This is a genomic window from Actinocorallia sp. A-T 12471, from assembly GCF_033875155.1.
Classification (GTDB): Bacteria; Actinomycetota; Actinomycetes; order Streptosporangiales; family Streptosporangiaceae; genus Actinocorallia.
The window spans coordinates 169,239-194,066 of record NZ_JAWZTE010000003.1 but is presented as its reverse complement, the minus strand read 5'-3'; the positions used below and the strand labels follow the sequence as shown (position 1 = coordinate 194,066).

19 protein-coding genes and 1 pseudogene (1 of these 20 cut by a window edge) are annotated in these 24,828 nt (G+C 72.3%); 11 read left to right on the top strand and 9 right to left on the bottom strand.

The features are described from left to right. Window positions 1–158: 158 nt before the first annotated feature. The 3 genes and pseudogenes from R9X44_RS09955 to R9X44_RS09945 all read left to right on the top strand — a co-directional run. Window positions 159–974 (top strand): ABC transporter ATP-binding protein, encoded by an 816-nt coding sequence (locus R9X44_RS09955; protein ID WP_319813746.1) that lies wholly within the window; start codon window positions 159–161, stop codon window positions 972–974. Between the two features lie 265 nt (window positions 975–1,239). Next, on the top strand, window positions 1,240–1,677 hold the full coding sequence (locus tag R9X44_RS09950) for an SDR family oxidoreductase (protein WP_319813745.1): 438 nt from the start codon (window positions 1,240–1,242) through the stop codon (window positions 1,675–1,677). A gap of 57 nt (window positions 1,678–1,734) precedes the next feature. After that, window positions 1,735–2,787: pseudogene (locus tag R9X44_RS09945) on the top strand (winged helix DNA-binding domain-containing protein); the annotation flags it as partial. Between the two features lie 117 nt (window positions 2,788–2,904). Here the strand turns inward: R9X44_RS09945 and R9X44_RS09940 are convergent. From R9X44_RS09940 to R9X44_RS09930, 3 genes are read right to left on the bottom strand one after another with little or no spacing between them, the layout of a single operon-like run. After that, the gene (locus R9X44_RS09940) at window positions 2,905–3,759 is read right to left on the bottom strand and encodes a 1-aminocyclopropane-1-carboxylate deaminase/D-cysteine desulfhydrase (protein ID WP_319814221.1); all 855 of its coding nucleotides are present in this window, start codon (window positions 3,757–3,759) and stop codon (window positions 2,905–2,907) included. Beyond that, complete coding sequence (locus R9X44_RS09935) at window positions 3,759–4,805, bottom strand: low specificity L-threonine aldolase (RefSeq protein WP_319813744.1); 1,047 nt, start codon at window positions 4,803–4,805, stop codon at window positions 3,759–3,761. The genes R9X44_RS09940 and R9X44_RS09935 overlap by 1 nt, the downstream gene beginning before the upstream one ends. Beyond that, complete coding sequence (locus tag R9X44_RS09930; protein ID WP_319813743.1) at window positions 4,802–6,877, bottom strand: DUF6421 family protein; 2,076 nt, start codon at window positions 6,875–6,877, stop codon at window positions 4,802–4,804. Before R9X44_RS09930 ends, R9X44_RS09935 begins: the two co-directional genes overlap by 4 nt. A gap of 105 nt (window positions 6,878–6,982) precedes the next feature. On the opposite strand from R9X44_RS09930, the gene gltX reads away from it, so the two are divergent. Next, window positions 6,983–8,386, top strand: coding sequence for a glutamate--tRNA ligase (gene gltX / locus R9X44_RS09925; RefSeq protein WP_319813742.1), 1,404 nt, complete (start codon window positions 6,983–6,985; stop codon window positions 8,384–8,386). A 60-nt stretch (window positions 8,387–8,446) separates the two neighbouring features. Beyond that, a complete protein-coding gene (gene galT / locus R9X44_RS09920; RefSeq protein ID WP_319813741.1) occupies window positions 8,447–9,547 on the top strand; it encodes a galactose-1-phosphate uridylyltransferase in 1,101 nt (366 codons plus the stop codon). A 3-nt stretch (window positions 9,548–9,550) separates the two neighbouring features. Here the strand turns inward: galT and R9X44_RS09915 are convergent, their stop codons facing one another. Then, entirely contained in the window at window positions 9,551–9,961 is a 411-nt protein-coding gene (locus R9X44_RS09915) for a MarR family winged helix-turn-helix transcriptional regulator (protein WP_319813740.1), read from the bottom strand. Window positions 9,962–10,029: 68 nt separating this feature from the next. Between R9X44_RS09915 and R9X44_RS09910 the strand changes: the two genes are divergently transcribed. Beyond that, window positions 10,030–11,025, top strand: coding sequence for an aldo/keto reductase (locus R9X44_RS09910; protein WP_319813739.1), 996 nt, complete (start codon window positions 10,030–10,032; stop codon window positions 11,023–11,025). A gap of 10 nt (window positions 11,026–11,035) precedes the next feature. Here the strand turns inward: R9X44_RS09910 and R9X44_RS09905 are convergent, their stop codons facing one another. Continuing rightward, entirely contained in the window at window positions 11,036–11,482 is a 447-nt protein-coding gene (locus R9X44_RS09905) for an excalibur calcium-binding domain-containing protein (RefSeq protein WP_319813738.1), read from the bottom strand. Window positions 11,483–11,686: 204 nt separating this feature from the next. Here R9X44_RS09905 and R9X44_RS09900 point away from each other — a divergent pair, with 204 nt between their 5' ends. Then, on the top strand, window positions 11,687–12,433 hold the full coding sequence (locus R9X44_RS09900) for a maleylpyruvate isomerase family mycothiol-dependent enzyme (RefSeq protein ID WP_319813737.1): 747 nt from the start codon (window positions 11,687–11,689) through the stop codon (window positions 12,431–12,433). Between the two features lie 53 nt (window positions 12,434–12,486). Here the strand turns inward: R9X44_RS09900 and R9X44_RS09895 are convergent, their stop codons facing one another. Genes R9X44_RS09895 through R9X44_RS09880 form a run of 4 tightly spaced genes read right to left on the bottom strand, consistent with a single transcriptional unit; the run spans window position 12,487 to window position 16,740 of the window. Then, complete coding sequence (locus R9X44_RS09895; protein ID WP_319813736.1) at window positions 12,487–13,137, bottom strand: isochorismatase family protein; 651 nt, start codon at window positions 13,135–13,137, stop codon at window positions 12,487–12,489. A gap of 12 nt (window positions 13,138–13,149) precedes the next feature. Next, window positions 13,150–14,781 carry a (2,3-dihydroxybenzoyl)adenylate synthase gene (locus R9X44_RS09890; RefSeq protein ID WP_319813735.1) on the bottom strand — a complete coding sequence of 544 codons (1,632 nt, stop codon included), beginning with the start codon at window positions 14,779–14,781 and terminating at the stop codon, window positions 13,150–13,152. A gap of 25 nt (window positions 14,782–14,806) precedes the next feature. Further along, entirely contained in the window at window positions 14,807–15,979 is a 1,173-nt protein-coding gene (locus R9X44_RS09885) for an isochorismate synthase (protein WP_319813734.1), read from the bottom strand. 17 nt (window positions 15,980–15,996) lie between these two features. Continuing rightward, a complete protein-coding gene (locus tag R9X44_RS09880; RefSeq protein WP_319813733.1) occupies window positions 15,997–16,740 on the bottom strand; it encodes a 2,3-dihydro-2,3-dihydroxybenzoate dehydrogenase in 744 nt (247 codons plus the stop codon). Between the two features lie 223 nt (window positions 16,741–16,963). Here R9X44_RS09880 and R9X44_RS09875 point away from each other — a divergent pair, with 223 nt between their 5' ends. The 4 genes in view from R9X44_RS09875 to R9X44_RS09860 are tightly spaced (at most 37 nt apart) and all read left to right on the top strand, a layout consistent with a single transcriptional unit that may run on beyond the window. Beyond that, window positions 16,964–17,194, top strand: a complete 231-nt coding sequence (locus R9X44_RS09875) for a phosphopantetheine-binding protein (protein ID WP_319813732.1) — start codon at window positions 16,964–16,966, stop codon at window positions 17,192–17,194. A gap of 32 nt (window positions 17,195–17,226) precedes the next feature. After that, window positions 17,227–18,726 (top strand): tryptophan 7-halogenase, encoded by a 1,500-nt coding sequence (locus R9X44_RS09870; protein ID WP_319813731.1) that lies wholly within the window; start codon window positions 17,227–17,229, stop codon window positions 18,724–18,726. A 35-nt stretch (window positions 18,727–18,761) separates the two neighbouring features. Next, the gene (locus R9X44_RS09865; protein WP_319813730.1) at window positions 18,762–19,724 is read left to right on the top strand and encodes an ABC transporter substrate-binding protein; all 963 of its coding nucleotides are present in this window, start codon (window positions 18,762–18,764) and stop codon (window positions 19,722–19,724) included. Between the two features lie 37 nt (window positions 19,725–19,761). Further along, window positions 19,762–24,828, top strand: partial view of a non-ribosomal peptide synthetase gene (locus tag R9X44_RS09860; protein WP_319813729.1) — the beginning only. Its footprint extends 9,603 nt past the window's final position; only the first 5,067 of its 14,670 coding nucleotides appear in the window; it begins with the start codon at window positions 19,762–19,764; the stop codon falls past the right edge of the window.

Below are 24,828 nucleotides of genomic sequence, written 5' to 3'. Positions count from 1 at the left end.
CGGGCCGTTGGGCCACGACTCACCCGCGCTCGCCGAAAGTCTCGCCTTCTGGCTATGCTCTGGCTAAGGAAAGGCTTGCCTAAGTATCGTCCACGGTATCGTTTCGGTGGCCTCGCCCGGTCCGACCCGCCCAGCTTGACCCCGGAAGGCGCACGCGCATGACGAAGACGACGGCACGGCTGCGCGCTGAGAAACTGCGCCTCGCCTACGACGGACGCACCATCGTCGACGACCTCGACCTCGACATCCCCGACGGCAGGGTCACCGCGGTCATCGGGCCGAACGGCTGCGGCAAGTCCACGACCCTGCGCGCGCTGGGCAGGCTGCTGAAGCCGCGCGCCGGAAGCGTCATCCTCGACGGCGAGCTCATCGACAAGCTGCCCACCCGCGACGTCGCGCGGACCATCGGCGTCCTGCCGCAGTCGCCGATCGCGCCGGGCGGCCTCACCGTCGCCGAACTCGCCGCGCGCGGCCGCCACCCGCACCAGAGCTGGTACCGGCCCTGGTCGGAGAAGGACGAGGAGGCCGTCACCCGGGCGCTGGCCCGCACCGAACTGCTCGACCTGCGCGAACGCCAGGTGGACGAGCTGTCCGGCGGCCAGCGGCAGCGCGCGTGGATCGCGATGGTCCTCGCGCAGGGCACCGACCTGCTTCTGCTTGACGAGCCCACCACCTTCCTCGACCTCGCCCACCAGATCGACGTGCTCGACCTCGTCCGCGAGCTCAACGACGACGGCCACACCGTCGTCATGGTCCTGCACGACCTCAACCTCGCCGCCCGCTACGCCCACCACCTCGTCGCGATGCGCGACGGACGCGTCGCCGCGCAGGGCCCGCCGTCGGAGGTGCTGACGGCCGAGCTGGTGCGCGACGTCTTCGGCCTCGACGCCCAGATCATCACCGACCCGTCGGCGGGCACCCCGCTGGTGATCCCGCTCAGCCGCGTCAAGGAACCGCGCTCGATCCCCGCCTGACCGCTGCGCGCTGAGCGGCCCGTAGACAAAGACCCGGAGACAAAGAACCGGGCCTCTCAGCACCAGGGGGCTGTGCTGAGAGGCCCGGTTCCGACTCCCACCGGTCGCCCGGAGGATCTCCATTCCTTGACAGGTTTCCGGCGGTGAGTCTCTTTGTTGACTCAAGGATGCCCAACGTCACGGCGTCCGACACCAAGCTTTCGGTAAAGAAGGCAAGCCTTGCCTTCGCGCCCGTGGGCTATGCTGCGCTCCCGACCCGGCCGAAGTGGCACGCGTCATCGGCGTGCACGCGCTCGGCGCGCACCACGTCGCGCGCGCCGCGGTGCCCTGGCTGCGCCGGGGGGAGCGCGGCGACGTCGTCTTCATCTCCAGCATCGTCGCGTCCACGACGCCCGCGGGGTCCGCGCCCTACGCGATGGCCAAGGCGGCGATGGAAGCGCTCGCGCATGTGCTGGCCAGGGAGGAGCGCCGCCACGGCGTGCACGTCAACATCGTCGCGCCGGGCCTCACCGACACCGACATGGGACGGCGTCTCGCCCGCGCCACGACCGGGGCCGAGGACATCCGCGCGCTGGACGCGGCCTCGCCGTTCGGTCACGTCTGCTCGCCCGAGGAGGTGGCCGCCGCCGTCGTCTCGCTCACCGGCCCGGCGGGCTCCTACATCACCGACCAGCGCCTCGTGGTGGACGGCGGCACCTTCTGAGCTCCGCCGCCCGACGTCGGGCCGGGAAATGTCGGTGGCGCTGACTAGCCTTGGCGCATGGAGGATTTCTCGTGGGGGCGGGTGCGGGGCGCGGTGCTCGGGCGGCAGGGGTTGGCGGGCGCGCGGCTCGGCGGTGTCGCGGAGGCGGTGCGGGTGGTCGTGGGGGTGTTCGGGTCAGCGCCGCCCTGTTATCTGTCGCTCGCGGCGCGGGTCGGCGGGTTCCGGATCGGGGACATCGACCGCGAGCTGTACGAGTCGCGGTCGGTGGTGCGGGTGCGGGCGATGCACGAGATGAACTTCGCGGTCGCGGCGGCCGACCTTCCCGTGGTGCTCGCCGCCACGCACGCGGGCGGGCCGAAGGCGCGGGCGCAGCTGCTGAAGTACGCGGGGATCGCCGATGCGGAGTACGAGGAGCTGGCCGAGAAGGTGCTCGCCCATCTGGCCGGGGTGCCGTCGGCGAGCAGCGCGGAGATCCGGGCGGTCCTGGGCGAGGTGCCGGAGAACTTCACCCGGGTGATCGCGCTGATGGGCCGCGAGTGCAGGCTGGTGCGGGCCGAGGTGCGCGGCGGCTGGCGCAGCGACGCCTACGCGTACGCGGCGTGGGAGTCCTGGACGGGCTCGCCGCTGGCCGCCCACGACCCGGAGGCCGCCCGGGTGGAGCTGGCCCGTCGCTACCTCGCGGGGTTCGGCCCGGCGACGGCCGCCGACCTCAAGTGGTGGGCGGGCTGGACGGTCCGGGACACCAAGGCGGCGCTGGCGTCCCTGGAGACCGTCGAGATCTCGGTGGAGGGCGCGCCGATGCTGCTGCTCGCCGCGGACCTTCCGGCGCTGCGCGAAGCCGAACCCGCCTCCGGAGTCCGTCTGCTGCCGTACTGGGACGCGCTCATGATGGGCTACGCGCTGCCGAATCGCGCGCCGCGCCTCGTGGCCCCCGAGCACCACGCCCGCGTCTACGACAAATCCGGCAACGGCACGTCGGTCGTGCTCGTCGACGGCGTCGTCGCGGGCGTCTGGGACTTCGACCACACGCCCGACGCCCTCACCGTCCGCCACGCCCTGTTCCCCGAGACCCCGCCCTCGGTCCTCCCGGCCCTGGAGGCCGAGGCGGCGCTGCTCGCCGAGGCGACCGGCGCGTCCCGTCTCGACGTCCTGGCCGCCCCGCCCCCGGCGCTCCTCGCCGACGCCAAGGCGCGCAACGTCTTCATGTCCCCGATCCGCCTCGCGTCCTTACCCCTGGCCGGTGAGGACGGCGACCACGGTGGCGCCGGGCGGGAAGCGGCCGGCGGCGGCGAGCGCGTAGACGCCGTACAGCATCTTCCCGGTGTAGACGGGGTCGAGGGGGATGCCGTGGCGTGCGGTGAAGTCGGCGACGAAGGCGTCGAGCGCCGGGGTGCGGCGCGCGTAGCCGCCGTGGTGGAAGCCGAACTCCAGCGACCACTCCTCGGCGGCCTCGCCGTGTTCGCGCTGGAGGCGGCGCACCTCGTCGGCGAGGAAGGCCGCGCCCTTGAGGACGGCGAAGCCGAGCGCGTGCGCGCCGGGCCGCAGGCCGAACGCCAGGCCCGCGAGGGTGCCGCCGGTCCCGACCGGGCAGCACAGGTAGTCGTAGGGCTCGGTGATCTCGGCGGCGGCCTCCGCGCAGCCCCGGACGGCGAGGGCGTTCGAGCCGCCTTCCGGCAGCACGTAGAACCGACCGGGAGGCACGGGCTTGTCCCGGTATGCCGTGCGGGACACGTACCTGAGCTCCATGCCCTGGGCCGTCGCGTACTCGAGGACGGGGTTGAGCGGGCTGTGCTCCTCGCCCCGGATGATCCCCACCGTGCGGAAGCCGTAACGGCGTCCGGCGGCGGCCGTCGCCCGGATGTGGTTGGAGTACGCGCCGCCGAACGTCAGGAGCGTGTCGTGGCCCTGGGCGGCGGCCTCGGCGAGGTTGTACTTGAGCTTCCGCCACTTGTTGCCCGGGATGTCCGGGTCGATGAGATCGTCACGTTTGACCAGCAGCCGGACGCCGCCGAGCCGCTCGTCCTCGACGGGCACGAGCGGCGTCGGCGGCGTCTCCGGCAGGAGCCCGGACGTGACGGGCATCAGGACAGTTCGGCGGCGATCGCGGCGGCGAAGGAGTCGATGTCCGCTTCGGTGGTGTCGTAGGAGGCCATCCAGCGGACCTCGCCGGTCTGCTCGTCCCAGGTGTAGAAGCGGAAGCGCTTCTGCAGGCGCTCGGTCGTCTCGCGCGGCAGGACCGCGAACACCGCGTTCGCCCTGACCTCCTGCGTGATCGTCAGGCCCGGCAGTCCCTGGACGGCGTCGGCGAGGCGGCGGGCCATCGCGTTGGCGTGCCGCGCGTTGCGCAGCCACAGGTCGCCCTCGTACAGCGCGACGAGCTGCGCGGACACGAACCGCATCTTCGACGCGAGCTGCATCGCCGACTTGCGCAGGTACTTCAGCGACGGGACCACCGACGGGTTCAGCGCGACGACCGCCTCGCCCAGCATCGCCCCGTTCTTGGTCCCCCCGAGCGACACGAGGTCGACCCCGGCGTCGGTCGTGAACGCGCGCAGCGGCACGTCGAGCGTCGCGGCGGCGTTGGAGATCCGCGCCCCGTCGAGATGGACGAGCATGTCGCGTTCGTGCGCGTAAGCGGTGATCTCCGCGATCTCCTCGGGGGTGTAGCAGGTCCCGAGCTCCGTCGTCTGGGTGATCGACACCGCGTGCGGCTGCGCCCGGTGCTCGTCGCCCCACCCCCATGCCTGCCGGTCGAGCAGCGACGGCGTCAGCTTGCCGTCCGGCGTCGGGACCGTCCAGATCTTGATCCCGGCGACCTTCTCCGGCGCGCCGCCCTCGTCCACGTTGATGTGCGCGGTCTCGGCGGCGACGACCGCCGACCATCGTCGCGTCGCCGCCGACAGCGCGACGACGTTCGCGCCGGTGCCGTTGAACACCGGGAAAGCCTCGGCGGCCTCCCCGAAGTGCCCTCGGACGACCTCCTGAAGGCGCGCGGTGTAGACGTCCTCGCCGTACGCGGTCTGGTGCCCGTCGTTGGCCGTGACGATCGCCGCGAGGACCTCGGGGTGGATGCCCGCGTAGTTGTCGCTGGCGAAGCCGCGCGAGGACGTGTCGTGCAGGGTGCTCATGCGGCGCGGATGCCTTTCGTGGAGTCGATGACGTCGCCGAGGCGCTTGGCGAGCGCCTCGTAGAACATGCTGAGCGGGAACTCGTCGGGCAGGACCGCGTCGACCCACGCCTTCGGCGGTTCGGCGACCGGCAGCCCCGCGACGCCGCGCGCCCAGGCCGAGCCGGGGTGCGGCGCGACGTAGCCCGCGACCAGATCATAGGCGGCGAGCCAGTGCGCGGGCTTCGGCCGGTCGATCCCGTCCTTGTACAGCGCCTCGACCTCGGCGCACAGCGCGTTGACGGTCTCGGGCAGCCGCTCCCAGTCGAGCGTGAGCCGGTTGTCCGTCCAGTGCAGGACGCCGTGTTTGTGCAGATAGGCGAACAGGAGCTGGCCGCCCAGCCCGTCGTAGTTGCGGACGCGTGCGCCGGTGATCGGGAAGCGGAACAGCCTGTCGAACAGGATCGCGTACTGCACGAGCGGCGCGTGCGGCAGGTCGAGCCTGGTCGCCTCGCGGTAGGTCGTGAGGTCGCAGCGCAGCTCTTCCAGCGCGTACATCCAGTACGGCATGCGCTGTTTGATCATGAACGGGTCGAAGGGGAGGTCGCCGTGGCTGTGCGTGCGGTCGTGGATGAGGTCCCACAGGACGAAGGTGTCTTGGGCCAGCTCCTGTGACGCGAGGAGCCGTGCCGCGTCGGGCGGCAGCGGCAGGCGCAGCGTGTCGGCGGCCGCCCGCGACACGCGACGGAACCGCGCGGCCTCCCGGTCGCAGAAGATCGCGCCCCAGGTGAACTTCGGCGGGGTCTCCCGGACGGCCACGGTCTCGGGGAACAGAACCGCCGAATTCGTGTCGTAGCCGGACGTGAAGTCGGTGAACGCGACGGGCACGAACATCGGATTGTCGTACCTGGTGCGTTCCAGTTCTGCCAGCCATTCCGGCCAGACCACCCGGAACAGGACAGCCTCGACGTTCCGGTCGGGATTGCCGTTCTGGGTGTACATCGGGAAGACGACGAGGTGCTCCAGGCCGTCCTGACGCCGTTCCTGGGGCTGGAAGGCGAGGAGCGAGTCGAGGAAGTCCGGGACGCCCAGGCCGTCGGCGTCCCAGGCGCGCAGGTCGCCGACGCAGGCGGTGAGGTAGGCGGCGTCGTGCGGGAACAGCGGCGCGAGCGCCTCGACGGACGCGACGATCCGCCCGACCGCCTTGCGCGCGTCGGGTACGGACGCCGAAGGCACCGACCCGTCCTTGAGCTGGAGCGGCCGCAGCTCCTCGACCGCCTCCTTCAGCTCCGCCCACGCCGGGTGCGTCACGGCCGCGGAGACGGCCTCGGCCGCCCGCGTGACGGGCTCGCCCGCCGCCCAGGTGACGATCCCGCGCCACAGGGCCGCGTGGTCGAGCTCGGCGATGGAGTCGTCGCCGAAGAGGTCGGAGTCGGCGAACACCGCGACACGCCCGGCGTCGGCGCGTACGGCGACGGCAAGGGCGGCCTCCGAGGGGTCCGCGCTTGCGGAGCTGCGTAGCAGGACCTCTCCTCCGGGCGGCACCGTAAGCGCGCCCGAGCGGTAGAAGCACGCCGCGCCGACCCCGGCGAGCACGTCGTCGGGTCCGACGGGGCCGCCGCGCTCGGCGAGCACCCAGTGCGCGACGTCCTTGTGCGCGTTGCGCGGGTCCTGCACGGTGGTGGAGACGACCCCGACGCCGAACCTCGCCAGGAGTTCGTCAAGGTTCGTCCCGTATTTGTCCTGTTCGCACTCGGTGAGGACGACGAGTCCGCCGCCCGTGCGCACGAACGCCTCGACCGCGTCGAGTTCGGCGGGGGAGAAGACCGGCGAGCCGATGCCCGTCGTGCGCTCCCAGCGGTCCTCGGCGGGGTGGGCGATCACCAGGACGTCGTATCCGGCGAGGGCTTCGGCGTCGAGCGGCCCGTCGGTGTGCGGGGCGATGCCGTGCCCGGCCGCGCGCAGGAGGTCGGCGGCGCGCGTGTAGCCCGCGTCGGCGGGGTGCCCGGGGTTCATCGCCCTGACGGCGTCGGGCCGGATGCTCCACGCCTCACGGTGGGCCTCGTCGAACAGCACCTGAGTGAAGCCGCGCATGGCGAAACCTCCCGGGAAAGTTGCTCAATACAACAGATCTTACGGGATGTACCGTACTAGAAAGGAAAATCTTCTGTCACTCTCGGTCGCCGCTAGGCTTTGACCATGTCTTCTCCCGTCTCCTCGACCGACGCGCCCTCGAACGTCCGGGTGCGCTTCGCGCCCTCGCCCACCGGCATGTTCCACGTGGGCGGAGCCCGCTCCGCCCTGTTCAACTGGGCGATCGCCGAGCAGACCGGCGGGACCTTCGTCCTGCGGATCGAGGACACCGACGCCAACCGCAACCGGCCCGAGTGGACCGAGGGCATCATCAGCGCCCTCGCCTGGATCGGCGTGAACAGCGACTCGCCGCACTTCGAAGGCCCGCTCATGCAGTCCGCGCAGGAGCCGCAGCACCGCGCCGCCGTCGCCGGGCTGCTGTCGTCCGGCCGCGCCTACCACTGCACGTGCACCCGTGAAGAGGTCATCGCCCGCACCGGCGACCCCAACCGCGGCTACGACGGCCACTGCCGCGAGCTGAACCACGCCGACGGCCTCGTGCGCTTCCGCACCCCCGACGAGGGTGTCACCGCCGTGGACGACAAGGTGCGCGGCCTCGTGGAGTTCCCCAACGTCGCGATGGAGGACTTCGCGATCGCCCGCAGCGACGGGTCCCCGCTGTTCATCCTCGCCAACGTCGTGGACGACATCGAGATGGGCATCACCCACGTCCTGCGCGGCGACGAACACCTGTCGAACACGCCCAAGCAACAGCTGCTGTGGGACGCCCTGGGCAAGGTCCCGCCCGTGTGGGCGCACGTCCCGGTGATCGTCAACGAGAAGCGGCAGAAGCTGTCCAAGCGCCGTGACAAGGTCGCGCTCGAGGACTACAAGGCCGAGGGCTACCTCGCCGACGCGATGGTGAACTACCTGATGCTGCTCGGCTGGGCCCCGTCCGGCGACCGCGAGATCGTGCCGTGGGACGAGATGGTCGCCGAGTTCGCCGTCGCCGACATCAACAGCTCACCGGCGTTCTTCGACGTCAAGAAGCTGCGCGCGATCAACGGCGAGTACATCCGGGCGCTTCCGCTCGAAAGCTTCATCGCCGAGGGCGAGGCGTTCCTCGACCCGTCATGGGACCGCAAGGTGTGGGCGCAGCTCGCCGAGCTGGCGCAGACCCGCGCGGCGGTGCTCTCGGAGATCCACAACCTCGTGGACTTCGCCTTCCTCGACGAGCCCGTCCACGACGAGCAGTCCTGGAACAAGGCGATGAAGGAGCCGGCCGCCGAGCTGCTCGCCGCCGCCGAGGACGCCTACCGCGACGCGCCGTGGGAGGCCGAGGAGCTGAAGAACCGGCTCGAGGCCGTCGGCGCGGAGTTCGGGCTGAAGCTCGGCAAGGCACAGGCCCCGGTCCGCGTCGCCGTCACCGGACGCACGGTCGGGCTTCCGCTGTTCGAGTCGCTCGAGGTGCTCGGCCGTGAGCGCACCCTCGCCAGGATCGCCGCCGCGCGGGCCCGCTTGGCCGCCTGATCGCGTCCGGTTGACGCCCGGTTGGCCATAGGGCGACGCGATCGGGGAGAAGTCCCCGGTATGAGGCGCACCCCGATCACGTTGGCCGACGGCCGCGAGCTGATCTACTTCGACCTGGAAGGCGACCCGCCCCGGCAGGCCCGCGACCTGCGGGACCTGCCCGAGCCGCCCCAGGCGTCCGAGGTGCGCCTCGACGAGCTGCGCGGCGAGTGGGTGGCGATCGCCGCGCACCGCCAGGCCCGCACCTTCCAGCCGCCGGCGTCGGAATGCCCGCTCGACCCGTCACGGCCGGGGTTCTCCACCGAGATCCCCGGCCCGTACCGGGTGGTGGCCTTCGAGAACCGCTTCCCGTCGTTCTCGCAGCGGATCGAGGCGTCCTCGACGGGTCCCGGGCTGCGTCCGGGGCAGGGACGTTGCGAGGTCGTCTGCTTCACGCCGGACCACCACGGGTCGTTCGCCGCGCTGCCGCCCGCCGACGTCAGGCTCGTCATGGACGCCTGGGCCGACCGCACCGAGGCGCTGTCGGCGACCCCCGGCGTCGAGCAGGTGTTCCCGTTCGAGAACCGGGGTGCGGAGATCGGCGTCACCCTCGCCCACCCGCACGGCCAGATCTACGGCTACCCGTACGTCACGCCGTACACGGCCCAGCACCTTGCGGCGATCGAACGCGACCCCGACGTCTTCGCCAAGCGCCTCGACCGGGAGCGCTCAGGCGGCCGTGTCCTCGCCGCCAACGACCACTGGACGGCCTTCGTCCCCTATGCAGCCCGCTGGCCCTTCGAGGTCCACGTCTACCCCAACCGGCGCGTCCCCGACCTCACCGCACTCTCCCCGGACGAACGCGACGCCTTCGCCGGCGTCTACCTCCCCGTCCTGAAGGCGTTCGACGCGCTCTTCGACGTCCCCCTCATGCCCTACATCGCCGCGTGGAACCAGGCTCCCGTCCACACGGCCCGTTCCGCCTACCACCTCCACCTCCAGCTCTTCACGATCCGCCGCGCCCAGAACAAGCTCAAATACCTCGCGGGCTCCGAATCCGGGATGGGCGCGTTCATCAACGACATCCGGCCCGAACAGGCAGCCTCCCTGCTCCGCGAGGCCCTGACGCGCGCGGCCGACCCAGCCTCGGCGGGCCAGAAGCAGATGCCCGGCCTCAGCTGACGGTCACAGGCGGCTGAGGGCCGAGCCGATGGCCTGGCGTTCCGCGGGGGTGAGGTGGGAGGTGAAGTGGCGCTGGACCGCGCTCTCCAGACGCGGTTGGAGCGCGGTGATGAGGGCGTGGGCGGCCTCGGTGAGTGCGACGGTGACCGTAGCGCCGCGGTCGCGGGTGAGCAGGTCGCGGGAGGCCATGCGGGTGAGCTGGTGGGACAGGCGGGTGCGGTCCCAGCCGAGCGCGGCGGCGAGCTCGCTCTGCCGCAGCCTGCCGCCCGCCTTGTCGAGCTGGACGAGGATCACCAGGTCGGGCTCGGAGAGGCCGGAGGACTCGGCGACGTCGGCGAGGACGCGCGCGCGGACGACCTCGTGGGCGCGCTTGAGCGCGAACCAGAGTTCGAGGTCGGACGGCGGTGTTGACATATCAACACCTCCCTTCCTGCTGTTGACATATCAACTCTAGCAGGTCGATCCCAGAAGGAAGATCCCCGATGCACACTCGCCGTCTCGGCACGTCAGGCCCTGCGACCGCGCCCGTGGCGCTCGGCTGCTCGTCCCTGTCCGACCGCACCGGACCCGCCGACGAGGCCGACGCCGTCGCCACGATCCGCGCCGCCCTCGACGCGGGCATCACCCTGCTGGACACCGCCGACTTCTACGGCATGGGCCACAACGAGGACCTGATCGGCCGCGCGCTCCGCGGCGACCGTGACAGGGCGCTGCTCAGCGTCAAGTTCGGCGGGCTGCGCGACCCCGACGGGGCGTTCGTCGGCATCGAGGGGCGGCCCGCGCACGTCAAGAACGCGCTCGCCTACTCGCTGCGCCGCCTCGGCACCGACCACGTGGACATCTACCGGCCCGCGCGCCTCGACCCCGCGACGCCGATCGAGGAGACCGTCGGCGCGATCGCGGAACTGATCAAGGCGGGACATGTCTGGTACATCGGGCTGTCGGAGGTGGGGGCCGAGACGATCCGCCGCGCCCACGCCGTCCACCCCATCTGCGACGTGCAGATCGAGTACTCCCTGTTCGACCGGGCCCCCGAGACCAACGGCATCCTCGAGACCTGCCGCGAGCTCGGCATCGGCGTCACCGCCTACGGGGTCCTCGCGCACGGGCTCCTCACCGGGTCCTACGAGACCCCGGAAGGCGGCGACCCCAGGGCGTCGTACCTGCCGCGCTTCCAGCCCGACAACCTCGCGGCGAACCTCGCGCTCACCGAACGGCTGCGGCCCCTCGCCGAGGCGCGCGGCGTCACCGTCGCGCAGCTCGCCACCGCATGGGTGCTGGCCAAGGAGCCCGCGCTGGTCGCCGTCGTCGGCACCCGCAGCGCCCGGCGGATCCCGGCGAACGTCGCCGCCGCCGACCTCGTCCTAGGCCAGGAGGACCTCGCCGAGATCGACCGCGCGGTCCCGCGCGACGCCGTCGCGGGGACCCGCTACGCCGCGCCGCTCATGGCGATGCTCGACAGCGAGCGCACGGCCTGACGCGCGGGGGTCAGCGTTCGCAGACGACGCCGTCCTTGTCGCGGTCGATGTACCAGGCGTACTCGGGGTCGGAGCCCTGCACGTAGGGGCCGTAGCCCGCGGCGTTGGCGGCCGCGCAGGTGCCGAAGCGCGGGTCGTTGGCGGGGGCCGCGGGCTTGGGGGTGCTGGGCTTGGGTTTCGGCTTGGGCTTGGGCTTGGCCGTCGGGGTCGGGGTGCGGGGACGCCTGGACGGGGACGCGGTGACCGTCACCGTCTCGGTGACCGTGACCACGACAGTCGTGGTCGGGCGGGCCGCGGCCTGCGGGGCCGAGGCCGGGGCGACCTCGTCGTCGGCGAAGAGCGCGCTGCACGCCGCGGCGAGGACGAACAGGCCGAGAAAGCCGCCGCAGCCGAGCAGGACCCAGCCTCCCGCGCCGGTCGATGATCGAGGTTGGCTGCCTGGTCGCTGCTGTGCCATCGCGCGTCTCTCGTCGCAGAAGGTGCCCCCGGGAGCGACTGTGACGCGACGGAGTCCGCCATGTCCCGTTCGTGACCGTGCCGTCGTCGAGCTGACGCCCTCCCGCGACCTTCCCTGGCCCGCGACGGCGTCAGCGTGAGAAGGCGCGCGGAAAGCCAGGACGCGCGGGTACCGGAGCGGCGCGGGCGGGGTTAAGGTGCGGCCATGAGGGATCACGGCGAGTACTGCGGGCTGTTGGAAGCCGAGGTCGACAGGCTGGCGGAGGCGATAGCGGGCGCGGAGCCCGGCGCGTTGGTGCCCGGATGCGACGACTGGACGGCGTTGGACCTCGCCCAGCACATCGGGCTGATCCACCGCTGGACGATCAAGGTGGTGGAGAGCGCGGCGACGGCACGGGTCCCCCTGCGGGACGTGCCCGTCGACTTCCCCGAGGACTGGGCGGACTACCCCGGCTGGGTCGCCGAAGGCGGGGCCAGGCTCGTCACGGCGCTGCGCGCGGTCGACGGCGACGCGCCGGTGTGGACGTGGGGCCCCGACCAGCGGATGCGCTGGTGGTCGCGCCGCCAGTTCCACGAGACGATGGTGCACCGCGCCGACGCCGAGGGCGCGGCGGGCAAGGCCCCGGTGTTCGACCCCGCGCAGGCCGCCGACGCGATAGACGAGTTCCTCGCCAACATCCCCCACGGCCGCGCCTCGGGCCCCGCGATCGCCGCTCTGACGACCCCGGGAACGCTCCACCTGCACGCGACGGACGCCGAAGGCGAGTGGACCATCCGATTCGGCCCCGAGGGCTACTCGTGGGAACGCGGTCACCTTAAGGCCGACGCCGCCGTGCGGGGCCAGCTCGCCGACCTCCTCCTGTTCACCTTCGGCCGCCAGAACGACGCCCCCTTGGAGATCTTCGGCGACAGGGCCCTCCTGGACGCCTGGACGAGCGCCTCAAGGTTCTGACCCCGCTCGGCTCGGCCGGTGATCGGGCGCATCAAGCGCCCGATCACCTGGGGTTAGCGGCTCGCGGGGAGGGGGGCGGTGAGGGACTTGGCGAGGGCGGCGGTGGTCGTCGTCACCGCGCAGCGGTCGGCGGCGTACTGGAGGGCCTGCGCGTGGTGGGCGGGGGTGAAGTCGGCGAGGGCGTCGGCGACGAAGAACGCCTCGATGTCGGACATGAACGCCTCGCAGGCCGTCATGAGGCAGCCGATGTGGGCGTAGATGCCGGTGACGATGAGCTGGTCGCGGCCCTGCTCGGCCATCAGCCGGTGCAGGTGGGTGCGTTGGAAGGCGCTGTAACGCCACTTGGTGAGCCTCGTGTCGGACGGGCGGGGCGCGAGCTCGTCGATGATCGCGGCCGAGCGCGGGTCGGCGGGGATGCCAGGGCCCCAGAAGTCCTGGAGGAGGCCGCGCTGGTCGAGGGTCTGCGCGCCGGGCTGCGCGGTGAACACGACGGGCACCCCGACGACGTTCGCCGCCTCCCGCAACAGGGTGATGTTGCCGATCAGCTCGGGTATGGGCGAGGCGTCCCTTTGGAAGGCGTCAACGAAGTAGTTCTGCATGTCGTGCACGAGCAGCACGGCCCGTGACGGGTCGGGCCGCCACTCGACCCGGTTCGGCGGCAGCTCGCGCGGCATGGAGTAGGGGGCGATGCGGGGGAGTCCCATGGTCGGTGTCTCCTAGCTCTGGGCGGGGTCGGTGAGCGCGGCGGCGAGCGCGCGGCGCAGGTCGCGCTTGCTGATCTTGCCGACGCCGGTGACGGGGAACTCGGCGACGATCTCCAGCCGGTCCGGGATCTTGTAGGTGGCAAGGCCGCGCGAGCGCAGGAACGCCCGCAACTCGCCCGCCTGGGGAACTTCCTCGCGCGGCAGGACGAAAGCGCACGAACGCTCGCCGAGGAACCTGTCGGGCACCGCGACGACGGCCGCGTCGCGGACGAGCGGATGGGCGAGAAGGTGGTTTTCGACCTCCTCGGCCGAGACCTTCTCGCCGCCCCGGTTGATGAGGTCCTTCTCCCGGCCGGACACGATGAGATGGCCCGATTCGAGCCGCTTCACCACGTCTCCGGTGCGATAGAACCCATCGGGGGTGAAAGCTGCCGCAGCGTGCTCTTCGCCCTTGTAGTAGCCGCGAATGGTGTACGGACCCCGGGTGAGCAGTTCGCCGGGTTCGCCGGGAGCGACCTCGTTGCCGGACTCGTCAACGATGCGGATCTCGTCGTCCTCGGAGATCGGGCGGCCCTGGGTCGTCAGCGCGTACTCCTCGGGCTCCCCGGCGCGTGTGTAGCAGACGAGCCCTTCGGCCATGCCGAACACCTGCTGGAGCGCGCACCCCAACGAGGGGCGTACGCGCGCGGCGGCCTCGTCGGACAGCCGCGCGCCCCCGACCTGGAGCACCTCGAGGCTCGAGAGGTCGTGCGGTGACGTCGCCGCGGTCTCCATCCACAGGATCGCCAGCGGCGGGACGAGCCCCGTCAGGGTGACGCCTTCGCGCTCTATGAGCGGGAACGCGTAACTCGGCGCGGGTTGCGGTGACATGACCACCTTGCCGCCCGCGTGCAGCACCCCGAAGACGCCGGGCGAGCTCATCGGGAAGTTGTGCGCGACGGGCAGCGCGGCGAGGAACACCGTCGTCGCGTCGAGCCCGCAGATCTCGGCGCTCGCGCGGACCGAGTACAGGTAGTCGTCGTGGGTGCGCGGGATGAGCTTCGGCGTCCCGGTAGTGCCGCCCGACAGCTGGAACAGCGCGACGTCCGACGGGTCGGCCGCCGGCCACGACGGCTCCGTGCCGTCTCCGGCGGCGCGCACCGCGTCGAAGGGCGTGAACTCCTCGGCCTCGCCGAGCACGATGATCTGCGTCACGCCAGGGACGTCCTTGCGGACGGCCCTCGCGAGGTCGCGGTAGTCGAACCCGGCGTGCCTGTCGGCGGTGAGATACGCCACGGCCCCGGCGTGCCCGGCCAGGTGGACCACCTCGTTCGCGCGGTGCGCGGGCAGCGAGAACACCGGGATCGCGCCGAGCCGGAACAGCGCGAACGCCGCTTCGAGGAACTCCGCGGTGTTCGGGAGCTGCACCACGACCCTGTCGCGCGGCCGCACCCCGAGCGCGTACAGGCCCCTGGCGAAGCGGGTGGCGCGCTCGTCGAGCTCGCGGTAGCTCCATCTGTCCTCGCCCGCAACGACGGCGACGCGTTCGCCGTGCTCGGCGGCGAGCCGCGTCAGCAGGGCTCCGAAGGTCTCTCCGGTCCAGTAGCCGGCCGCGCGGTAGCGCGCGGCGAACTCCTCGGGCCATGGCGTGCAGTGTTCGAGCATGGGGTCTCCGATCTCGGTCCCTGCGTCACAGGTCGCGGTCGACGCCGAGGACGCGCAGCAGCGTGCGGAACTTGGCGCTGGTCTCGGCGAGCTCGCCTTCCGGCGTGGACCCGGGCACGATGCCCGCGCCCGCGTAGAGCCGGATCTCCCACGGGGACACCTCGGCGCAGCGGATCGTCACCGCCCACTCGCCGTCGCCCGAGGCGTCGCACCAGCCGACCGAGCCGCTGTAGAAGCCGCGGTCGAACTCCTCGATCTCGCCGATCGTGCGGCGGGCGAGCGCGGTCGGGGTGCCGCAGATCGCGGGCGTCGGGTGCAGCGCCATCGCCAGGTGCAGCGAGGAGGTCTCGGGGGAGGCGAGGCGGCCGGTGATCTCGGTGCCCAGGTGCCACATCGTCGCGGTCCGCACCAGCGACGGCTCCTCTGGCACGGTCAGCTCGGCGCAGAACGGGTCGAGCGCCTCGGCCACGGCCCGGACGACGACGGCGTGCTCACGCAGATCCTTGTCCGAGCCGAGGAGGGCGCGGCCCGCGGCGTCGTCCAAGGCCGGGTCGACAAGGCGCGGCGCGGAACCCGCGAGCGGGAACGACGACACGAGCGCGCCCGAGCGCCGGACCAGCAGCTCGGGGGACGCGCCGAGCAGGACGCGGCCACCGAGGAGGTCGGCGGCGAACACGTACGCCTCGGGATCATTGTGCACAAGACGCCGCAGCAGCGCCGTGGTGTCCGCGCCGCGCACCTCCTGGAGCCGCACCGAGCGGGACAGGACGATCTTCTCCAGCGGCCCGCCCTGCATCCGTGAGAGCGCCGTCGAGACGCCGCGCATGTACTCCTCGGGCTCGGGCACGTGCTTGACCGTCGCGAACGAGATCGGCTCGGTGTCCACTTCCGGCCGCGCCGCGCGCGGACCCGCCCACCGGACCGTCCCGGGGACCGTCAGCCGCGCGGGCGTCGCGCCGTGGAACGGCAGCGCGCCGACCACGATCGGCCGCGGATGGCCGGAGGAGGCCGCCGCGTCGAGCGTCGCGCGCACCCGGGAGAGCGTGGTCACCGGGTCGTGGGCGTTGCAGCTCGGCACCGTCGCGTGGACGCCCTGGGCGAGCAGGGTGTGCCGGGGGGACCGGAAGAAGAACGACCCGTGCGGACGGTAGCCGGCCAGCAGATCCAGGTCGGGGTCGGACTGCGTCAGGATGCTCAAGGGGGTTTCCGTTCCCGTCAGGCGCGCAGGGTCGCGCCGCCGTCGACGTAGAGGTCGTGCATGGTGATGTGCCTGGCCTGGTCCGACAGCAGGAACAGGACGGCGTCGGCGATGTCGGAGGGCAGCGCGACCCGGCCGAGCGGGATGCCGGTGCGGAAGACCTGAGCGTCGCCCGCGACGGGGTCGCCGCCGAGCGCGTGCAGCATCGGGGTCTCGGTGGAGCCCGGCGACACCGTGTTGCAGCGGATGCCGTGCGGGCCCAGCTCAAGGCCGAGGCAGCGGGTGAAGTGCGTGGCCGCGGCCTTGGACGCCGCGTACGCCGCGATCCCGGCGCGCGGCACGCCCCCCGCGTTGGACGACACGGTGACGATCGCGCCGGCCCCGCGCGGCGTCATCCGGCGCGCGGCGGCCCTGCTCAGCACGAACACGCCTGTGGTGTTGACGGCGAAGGTCGCGGCCCAGTCCTCGTCGGTGGTGTCCACCACCTGGGCCGCGCGCAGCACCCCCGCCACGTTGACGAGCTCGTCGACCGGCCCGTGTAGTGTCTCGATCTCGTCGAAGATCTTCTCGACCTCGGCGCTCGCGGACACGTCAGCGGGGTATGCCTCGACGGGCAGCCCTTCGGCGCGCATCTCCGCGACCGCCGTGCGCAGCGCGTCGGCGTCCCGGTCGAGGGCCGCCACGGTGCGTCCGGCGCGGGCGAGCGCGAGGGCGGTGGCCGCCCCGATACCGCCGCCGGCTCCGCTCACTACCGCCACCATCGCCCGCTCCTCAGGGTAGTTAGGTTCGCCTTAGTAAGGTTAGGCTTGCCTATCTTGAGTCTGATCGTGTGTGGCCGTCAAGCCTGACGGGAACAGGCTTGAGGGCGTCTTGACATGCGAAGGTCCGCTGGGCATTGTTAGGCAAGCCTTACCTAACCTTCACGGGGCCCTGTGTGATCGTTCTGGGCCTGCCCAACCCCCTTAGCGACCTAGGAGAGAGACGATGGCGGACGCTCCGCTGACGCTCGATCGCATCCGCGCCGACGTTGCCGAGGTGCTGTACGTCACCCCCGCGGACATCCAGGACGACACCCACCTCATCGACCAAGGCATGGACTCCATCCGGCTGATGACGCTGGTCGAACGCTGGCGCGCCGACGGGGCGCGGATCGAGTTCGTCGACCTCGCCGACCAGCCCACCGTCACCCAGTGGTTCGAGCTCCTCAACCGCTGATCCCCGCGCGGATCGACCCCCCAAGGAGAGCAATGCCTACCGAAGAGTTCGACGTCGTCGTCGTGGGCGGCGGGCCCGGCGGCTCCACCGTCGCGACCCTCACCGCGCTGCGCGGACATCGCGTGCTCCTTCTGGAGAAGGAGACGTTCCCGCGCTACCAGATCGGCGAGTCGCTGCTCCCGGCCACCGTCCACGGCATCTGCCGGCTTCTGGGCGCGGAGGAGGAGATGGAGAAGGCCGGATTCACCCGCAAACGCGGTGGAAGCTTCCGGTGGGGGACCAACCCGGTGCCTTGGAACTTCCTGTTCGCCCTCGCCCCCGAGCTCTCCGGGCCGACCTCCTACGCCTACCAGGTCGAACGCATGAAGTTCGATGAGATCCTGCTGCGCAACGCCCAGGCCAAGGGCGTCGAGGTGCGCGAGGGCGTCCAGGTCGGCGAGGTCGTGGAGGACGGCGGACGCGTCACCGGCGTGCGGTACACCGACGACGACGGGGCCGTCCACGACATCGCCGCCAGGTACATCGTTGACGCGTCCGGCAACAAGACCCGCATCAGCGGCCACGTCGGCGGCGAGCGGATCTACTCCGAGCACTTCCAGAACCTCGCCCTGTTCGGCTACTTCGAGAACGCCGGACGGATGCCCGAGCCCGACAGCGGCAACATCCTGTGCGCCGCCTTCGACGAGGGCTGGATGTGGTACATCCCGCTCAGCCCCACCCTGACCAGCGTCGGCGCGGTCATCAGCCGCGAGCGCGTCAGGGAGATCCAGGGCGACCAGGCGGCCCGCGAGAAGGCCCTGCACGGCTTCATCGACCGCACCGCGATCGTCAAGGACCTCCTCGGCGAGAAGGCCACCCGCGTCACCGAAGGCGTCTACGGCGAACTGCGCGTCCGCAAGGACTACTCCTACGCCAACACTCGGTTCTGGAAGCCCGGCATGGCGCTCGTCGGCGACGCCGCGTGCTTCATCGACCCCGTCTTCTCCACCGGCGTCCACCTCGCCACCTACGCCGGGCTCCTCGCCGCGCGCTCCATCAACAGCGTGCTCGCCGGAGACCTCGAGGAGGCCGCCGCCTTCGGCGAGTTCGAGGGCCGCTACCGCCGCGAGTACAAGGTGTTCTACGAGTTCCTCAGCGCCTTCTACGACATGCAGGGCAACGAGGACAGCTACTTCTGGAAGGCCAAGAGCGTCACCGCCTTCGACACCTCGGCGATGGAGTCGTTCGTGACCCTCGTCGGCGGCGTCGCCTCCGGCGAGACCGCGCTGACCGACTCCGAGAAGCTTGTCGCGAGGTTCCGCGCGTCGGCCGAAGCCCTCGAGGCCGCCGCCGACGCCACCGGCGACATGACGACGGAAACCGGCTCCCGGATGCGGCACCTGTTCGGTGTCCCGGTCGTCGGCGACGTCATGCAGGAGATGAACGAGATCCAGCGGCGCGGCGTCCTCGGGACCGCCACCAAGGAGAACCCGCTGCTCCCCGACGGCCTCGTCCCCTCGGCCGACGGCCTCGGCTGGGCCCGCACCGCCTGAGTCTCCCGACCCGATCCCCATCCCCCAGGAGAATCATGAGATCCCCCGTCCCCCCGTTCCGCAGACCGAGGCTGCTCGTCGCCGCCCTGACCGTCGCGGCGCTGTCCCTCACCGGCTGCGGCGGCTCCGACGAGCCCGACGCCGCGCCGTCGTCGCAGGCGCCGACGACCCGCGTGGTCGAGGCCACCAACGGCTCGATCACGATCCCCGCCGACCCGCAGAAGATCGTCGGCATCAACTACGCGACCGGCGCGCTGCTCGACGTCGGGGTCGTCCCCGTCGGCACCACCAAGATCGAGGAGCCCCTGGAGCTCACGCCCGAGCAGCAGGCCGCGGGCGCGGGCATCACCGAGATCGGCGCGGGCGACCAGATCAACCTGGAGAAGGTCGCGAGCGTCCAGCCCGACCTCATCATCGTGGAGGGCGCGGACTTCGGCTGGCCCATCGACAAGCTGTCGGCCATCGCCCCGACCCTGTACTTCGAGGTGAAGGCCCCCAGCGACCTCGTCGCGTCGGCCGAGAAGATCGCCGAGGCCGTCGGCAAGGGCGACCAGCTCAAGGGCCTCAAGGACGCCTATGACGCCAAGATCACCGAGATCAAGGGCAAGTACCCCGAGCAGCTGAAGAAGAAGTTCACCGTGGTCTCCACCTACGGCGGCGGCAACTACTACCTCGGCACCCGCACCTCGTGGATCGGCCAGGTCGTCGACGACCTCGGCGGCGCGTTCTCCCAGGCGTCCTCCTCCACCGAGACGCACGAGACCGAGGAGTCCCTGGAGAACCTGTCCAAGCTGAACGACGCCGACGTCATCCTCATCGGCAGGTCAGGCGGCGAGTTCACCCCGGAGACCACGGAGATGCTCAACTCCAGCTCCTTCAAGCTCCTGCCCGCCGCGAAGTCGAGCCAGGTGCACGGAATCGACTTCAGCTACGCCGACCGCTACACGACCATGACGGCCGTCCTGGGCCAGATCGAGAAGATCCTCCAGGGCCTGTAGCCGGTAGCGACGCCACCGAATCACGAGAAAGGCCAAGATGTCCGGCACCTCCCTGCCCCTGACCGGAGCCCAGCGCGGAGTCTGGTTCGCCCAGCGGATCGACCCCTCGCACCCCGGCTTCAACGTCAGCCAGTACGTCGAGGTGCGCGGGGCGCTGGACGTCGAAGCCCTCACCCGTGCGGTCCGGCGGGTGCTCGGCGAGGTCGACGCGCTGCGCGTCCGCTTCACCGAGACGCCCGCCGGGCCACGGCAGATCCCGGACGCCGTCACGCCCGCCGCGCCCGAGGTCGTCGACCTCACCGGCTACGCCGACCCGATGGCCGAAGCGGACGCGCGGATGCGCGCCGAACTCCTGCGGCCCGTCGACATGACCGGCGACGGACTCGTCGGGCAGAAGGTGTTCGTGCTCGGGGCCGACCGGCACGTGTGGTTCCAGCGGTACCACCACCTCGTGACCGACGGGTACTCGGTCAACCTGATCGCGCGGCGGGTCGCGGACCTGTACACAGCGGACATCTCGGGCGTCGAGGCAGGGCCCTGCCCGTTCCACCCGCTCGCTGAGCTTCTCGAGGAGGAGGCGGCCTATGCCGCTTCCGCCGACCGGGACGCCGACCGCGCCTTCTGGACCGCGTACCGGGGCGGGGCGGCCGACCCCCTGCCCTTCGCCGAGAGGCCCGCGCCGGCTTCGCACGTGTTCCTGCGCGAGCGCGTCGCCGCGTCGGACGCGCTCAACGCCGCGATCCAGGCCGCGGCCAAGACCGCGAAGGTCACCTGGGCCGACCTGGTGACCGCGGCCTTCGCCGCGTACGCGCAGCGCGTCACCGGCGCGGACGAGGCGGTGCTCGGCATGCCGTTCATGGGACGGCTCGGCACCCGCTCCGCCCGGGTGCCCGCGATGGCCGTCAACGTGCTGCCCGTCCGCGTCGCGATCTCCCACGCCGCGACGCCCGCCGAGCTCGCCCGCGAGACCGGCCTCCAGGTCGCCCTCGTGCGCGGCCGCCAGCGCTACCGCAGCGAGGACCTGCAACGCGACCTCGGACTCGTCGGCGCGGACACCCCCCTCACCGGCCCTTGCATCAACATCAAGCCCTTCGACTACGCCCTGCGCTTCGCCGACGCCACCGGCCACGCCCGCAACCTCGCCGCGGGCCCCGTCGACGACCTCGAACTCACCGTCTACCAACACGCCGGCGCCTTCTCCTTCGAGTTCGACGCCAACCCCGCCTCCCACACCCCCACCTCCCTCCACACCCAATCCCTCCGCTTCCTCACCTTCCTAGAGTCCTTCGCCACCACCCCCACAGCCCCCCTAGGCCACCTAGACACAACCCTCCCCTCCGACCCCCCCCACCCCCACCCCCCTACCCACCCCACAACCGCCCCCGGCCTCAGCGGCACCAACCCCCACCCAGAAACCGCAGAAGCCCCCGCCCCCACCAACCCACACCCGCATCCCGCGCCCGCGCCCGCCCCCGCGCCCGCCCCCGCGCCCGCCAGTTCCGACCCGCACCCGCAGGCCACCGAAGCACCCGCACCCGCCAGCGCCGACCCGTACCCGCAGTCCACGGCCGCCCCCGCGCCCGCCAGCGCCGACCCGCGCATGCAGCGCGTGGAAGCGCCCGCGCTCAGCAGCGCCGACCCGCACGCGCAGCCTGCGGCCGCCGCCGCGCTCGCCGGTACTGACCCGCACCCGCAGGCCGCCGAAGCACCTGCGCTCGGCAGCGCCGACCCGCACCCGCAGGCCACGGCCGCGCCCGCGCTCGCCGCTACTGACCCGCACCCGCAGGGCGTGGAAGCGCCTGCGCTCAGCAGCGCTGACCCGCGCGCGCAGCCTTCGGCCGTACCCGCGCTCGGCGGTGCTGTCTCGCGCGCGCAGGGAGCGGAAGCGCCCGTGCTCGGCAGCGCCGACCCGCACGCGGAGGCCACGGCCGCACCCGGGCTCGGCGGTCTTGACCCGCGCGCGGGGGGTGTGGAAGCGCCTGGGCTGGGTGGTGCTGACCCGCACGCGCGGCCTGCGGACGCACCCCTTCTCGGCGGTGCTGACGCTTGTGCGCAGGCTGCGGGAGTGGCTGGGCTCGGTGGTGTTGACCTGCGGGAGCAGGCTGCGGCCGTAGCCGTGGTCGGTGGGGCTGTTACGCGGGTGTTTGAGGGGTGGGCGGGGCGGCGGGCGGGGGCGGTGGCGGTCGTCGCGGAGGACGCGACGTTGACGTTCGGGGAGGTCGAGGAGCGGGCGAACCGGCTTGCGCGGTTGCTGCGTGAGCGGGGGGCGGGGCCCGAGCGGATCGTCGCGCTGGCGCTGCCGCGCGGGGCGGACCTCGTCGTCGCGCTGCTCGCGGTGCTGAAGTCCGGCGCGGCCTACCTCGCGCTCGACCCGGCGCAGCCCGCCGACCGCGTCGCCGCGATGCTCGCCGAGGCCGACCCCGTGTGCGCGGTCGGCGGCCCAGGCTTCGCGCTGCCCGACGGGCTCGCGACCGTCGCCGTCGCCGACGCGGCCCATCTCGACGCCGCGCCGCTGCCCGACGCGCCGGGCCCCGACCAGCTCGCCTACGTCATCTACACCTCCGGTTCGACCGGGCGGCCCAAGGGCGTGCTCGTCCCGCACCGGGGGCTCACGAACCTCCTGTACGACCACGCCTCGACGGTCTTCGCCGAGGCGGCCCGGCGCGCCGGGCGGCCGCTGAAAGTCGCGCACACGTTCTCGTTCTCCTTCGACTCCTCCTGGGAGGCGCTGCTCTTCCTGTTCCTCGGGCACGAACTGCACATCGTCGGCGAGGACGCCCGCAAGGAGCCCGCCGAACTCGTCAGGGGCCGCTACGACGTCTTCGACACCACGCCCGCGTTCGCCCTCGAGCTCCTCGACGCCGGCCTGCTCGAGACGGCCCCGCCCGTCCTCCTGCTCATCGGCGGCGACGCCGCGACCCCCGACCTGTGGACAAGGCTCCGCGCGGCCTCCGACGTCATCGCCCACAACTACTACGGGCCGACCGAGTACACCGTCGACGCCCTCGGCGCGCGCGTCGCCGACACCGAGGCCCCGTCCGTCGGCGCACCCATCGCTGGGACATATGCCCGCGTTCTGGACTCGGCCCTCCGCCCGGTCCCTCCCGGCAACTTCGGCGAGCTCTACCTCGCGGGCCCCGGCGTCGTGCGCGGCTACCTGGGCCGCCCCTCCCTGACGGCCGAGCGGTTCGTCGCCGACCCCTACGGGCCGCCCGGCACCCGGATGTACCGCACCGGCGACCTGGTCCGCCGCACCCTCGACGGCCCCCTGACCTTCCTCGGCCGCCTCGACCACCAGGTCAAGATCCGCGGCCACCGGGTCGAGCCCGCCGAGGTCGAATCCGCCCTCACCGCGTTCCCTTCCGTCTCCCGCGCCCTCGTGGTGGCCAAGGAAGGCCGCCTCGTCGCCTACATCACCCCCGCCGCCCCTCCCTCCGAGACCGTCGATCTCTCCGATCGTCCGGCCCAGCGCCGGGCTCACGCCGCCACCGCGAGCGCGGACGCGGGAGTAGACGCCGGGGCCGGTTCCGTTGGCGACGAGCCCGGCTCTGGCGCGGGGATCGATGTGGCGGCGGTGCGCGCCGTGCTCGCCGAGAGGCTGCCCGCGTACCTGGTGCCCGCCGCGTTCGTGGTGCTTGACGAGCTCCCGCTGACGCCCGCGGGCAAGATCGACCGGCGGGCCCTGCCCGAGCCGGAGTTCAGCGCGACGGGACGCGCCCCGCGCACCCCGCGCGAGGCGACGCTGTGCGCGGTCTTCGCCGAGGTGCTCGGCCTCGGCCGGGTCGGCGCGGACGACGACTTCTTCACGCTCGGCGGTGACAGCATCTCCGCGATCCAGGCGGCGACACGCGCCCGACGGGCCGGGCTCACCATCACCGCCCGCGACCTGTTCGACCACAAGACCGCCGCCGCGGTCGCCCTCGTCGCGCGCGCCGACGCGCCGACCGAGGCGGCGGACCCGGCCGACGCGCTCGGGCCCGTCCCGCACACCCCCATCACCGCGTGGCTGCGCGACCAGGGCCCCGTCCCCGCCCGCTACAGCCAGGCGGTAGTCGTCCCGGTCCCCGCCACCGACGCCGCCCGCCTCACCCGCGCCCTCCAGGCCCTCCTCGACCACCACGACTCGCTCCGCCTCACCACGGTTCCCCTCTCCACCCAGGCCCCCGGCGCAATGGGATCCGCCACACTCCCGCGCCGGACCGCCGCCCCCACCGACCGGGACGGCACAGCCGAGGGCTCCGGCGGAATAAACCCCGCCGGCCCCCTCGGCCCCCCCACCCCCTCCAACCCCGACCACGCCCCCGGCCTCCTTCCCGACCCCAAGCACACCTCCACGCCTGACCACCCCTCCGACCCCGAACACGCCTCTGACCCCGACCACTTCTCCGACCCCGGGCACGCCTCTGACCTCGGGGACGCCTCCGTCCCCGAGCGCGCGTCCGCGCCGGAGCCCGGCCACTCCTCCGGGCCCGAGCGTGCCTATGCGCCGGAACCTGGCCATTCGTCCGGTCCCGAGGGTGCGTCCGCGCTGGAGCTCGGCCGTCCCGACGGCCTCGAGCGCGCGTTCGCGCCCGGTGGTGCCTTTGGATCTGAGCGTGGTTTCGGGGCGGAGGTCGGTGGGGGCTTTGGGGTTGGGCGTGGGTTTGGGTTGGGGTTGGGCGGCTGGGGGCTTGAGGTTCGGGGGGTGGGGAGTGTTGACGCGGCGGGTGTGTTGCGGCGGGTTGAGGCGTCGGCGGAGCGGGAGGAGGTGCTGGAGGCGGCCGCCGACAGGCTTGATCCGGCGGCGGGGATCGTTGTGCAGGCCGTCTGGGGGGACGGCGGCGACGCGGGAGGGTGGCTTGCTCTTGTCGTGCATCATCTCGCCGTCGATGGGGTTTCTTGGCGGATTCTGCTGCCTGACCTGCGGAGCGCGTTCGAGCAGGCCGGGCGGGATGAGCCCGTGCGGCTCGAGCCTGTGGGGACGCCGCTGCGGACGTGGGCCCGCGCCCTCGCCGAGCGCGCCGCCGACCGGCGCGACGAGCTCGACCACTGGGCCGCCGCGCTCGACGCCGCGCCCGCGTTCGCGGCGCGCGCGCTCGACCCGGCGCGCGACACCCTCGGGCAG

What these genes read in the sequence shown, in the direction of transcription:
- galT (WP_319813741.1), top strand. Translation starts at nt 8,447, where the DNA reads ATGAGGCGCACCCCGATCACGTTGGCCGACGGCCGCGAGCTGATCTAC.
- R9X44_RS09935 (WP_319813744.1), bottom strand. Translation starts at nt 4,805, where the DNA reads ATGAGCACCCTGCACGACACGTCCTCGCGCGGCTTCGCCAGCGACAAC.
- R9X44_RS09900 (WP_319813737.1), top strand. Translation starts at nt 11,687, where the DNA reads ATGAGGGATCACGGCGAGTACTGCGGGCTGTTGGAAGCCGAGGTCGAC.
- R9X44_RS09910 (WP_319813739.1), top strand. Translation starts at nt 10,030, where the DNA reads ATGCACACTCGCCGTCTCGGCACGTCAGGCCCTGCGACCGCGCCCGTG.
- R9X44_RS09880 (WP_319813733.1), bottom strand. Translation starts at nt 16,740, where the DNA reads ATGGTGGCGGTAGTGAGCGGAGCCGGCGGCGGTATCGGGGCGGCCACC.
- R9X44_RS09940 (WP_319814221.1), bottom strand. Translation starts at nt 3,759, where the DNA reads ATGCCCGTCACGTCCGGGCTCCTGCCGGAGACGCCGCCGACGCCGCTC.
- R9X44_RS09905 (WP_319813738.1), bottom strand. Translation starts at nt 11,482, where the DNA reads ATGGCACAGCAGCGACCAGGCAGCCAACCTCGATCATCGACCGGCGCG.
- gltX (WP_319813742.1), top strand. Translation starts at nt 6,983, where the DNA reads ATGTCTTCTCCCGTCTCCTCGACCGACGCGCCCTCGAACGTCCGGGTG.
- R9X44_RS09890 (WP_319813735.1), bottom strand. Translation starts at nt 14,781, where the DNA reads ATGCTCGAACACTGCACGCCATGGCCCGAGGAGTTCGCCGCGCGCTAC.
- R9X44_RS09870 (WP_319813731.1), top strand. Translation starts at nt 17,227, where the DNA reads ATGCCTACCGAAGAGTTCGACGTCGTCGTCGTGGGCGGCGGGCCCGGC.
- R9X44_RS09865 (WP_319813730.1), top strand. Translation starts at nt 18,762, where the DNA reads ATGAGATCCCCCGTCCCCCCGTTCCGCAGACCGAGGCTGCTCGTCGCC.
- R9X44_RS09915 (WP_319813740.1), bottom strand. Translation starts at nt 9,961, where the DNA reads ATGTCAACACCGCCGTCCGACCTCGAACTCTGGTTCGCGCTCAAGCGC.
- R9X44_RS09955 (WP_319813746.1), top strand. Translation starts at nt 159, where the DNA reads ATGACGAAGACGACGGCACGGCTGCGCGCTGAGAAACTGCGCCTCGCC.
- R9X44_RS09875 (WP_319813732.1), top strand. Translation starts at nt 16,964, where the DNA reads ATGGCGGACGCTCCGCTGACGCTCGATCGCATCCGCGCCGACGTTGCC.
- R9X44_RS09895 (WP_319813736.1), bottom strand. Translation starts at nt 13,137, where the DNA reads ATGGGACTCCCCCGCATCGCCCCCTACTCCATGCCGCGCGAGCTGCCG.
- R9X44_RS09930 (WP_319813743.1), bottom strand. Translation starts at nt 6,877, where the DNA reads ATGCGCGGCTTCACTCAGGTGCTGTTCGACGAGGCCCACCGTGAGGCG.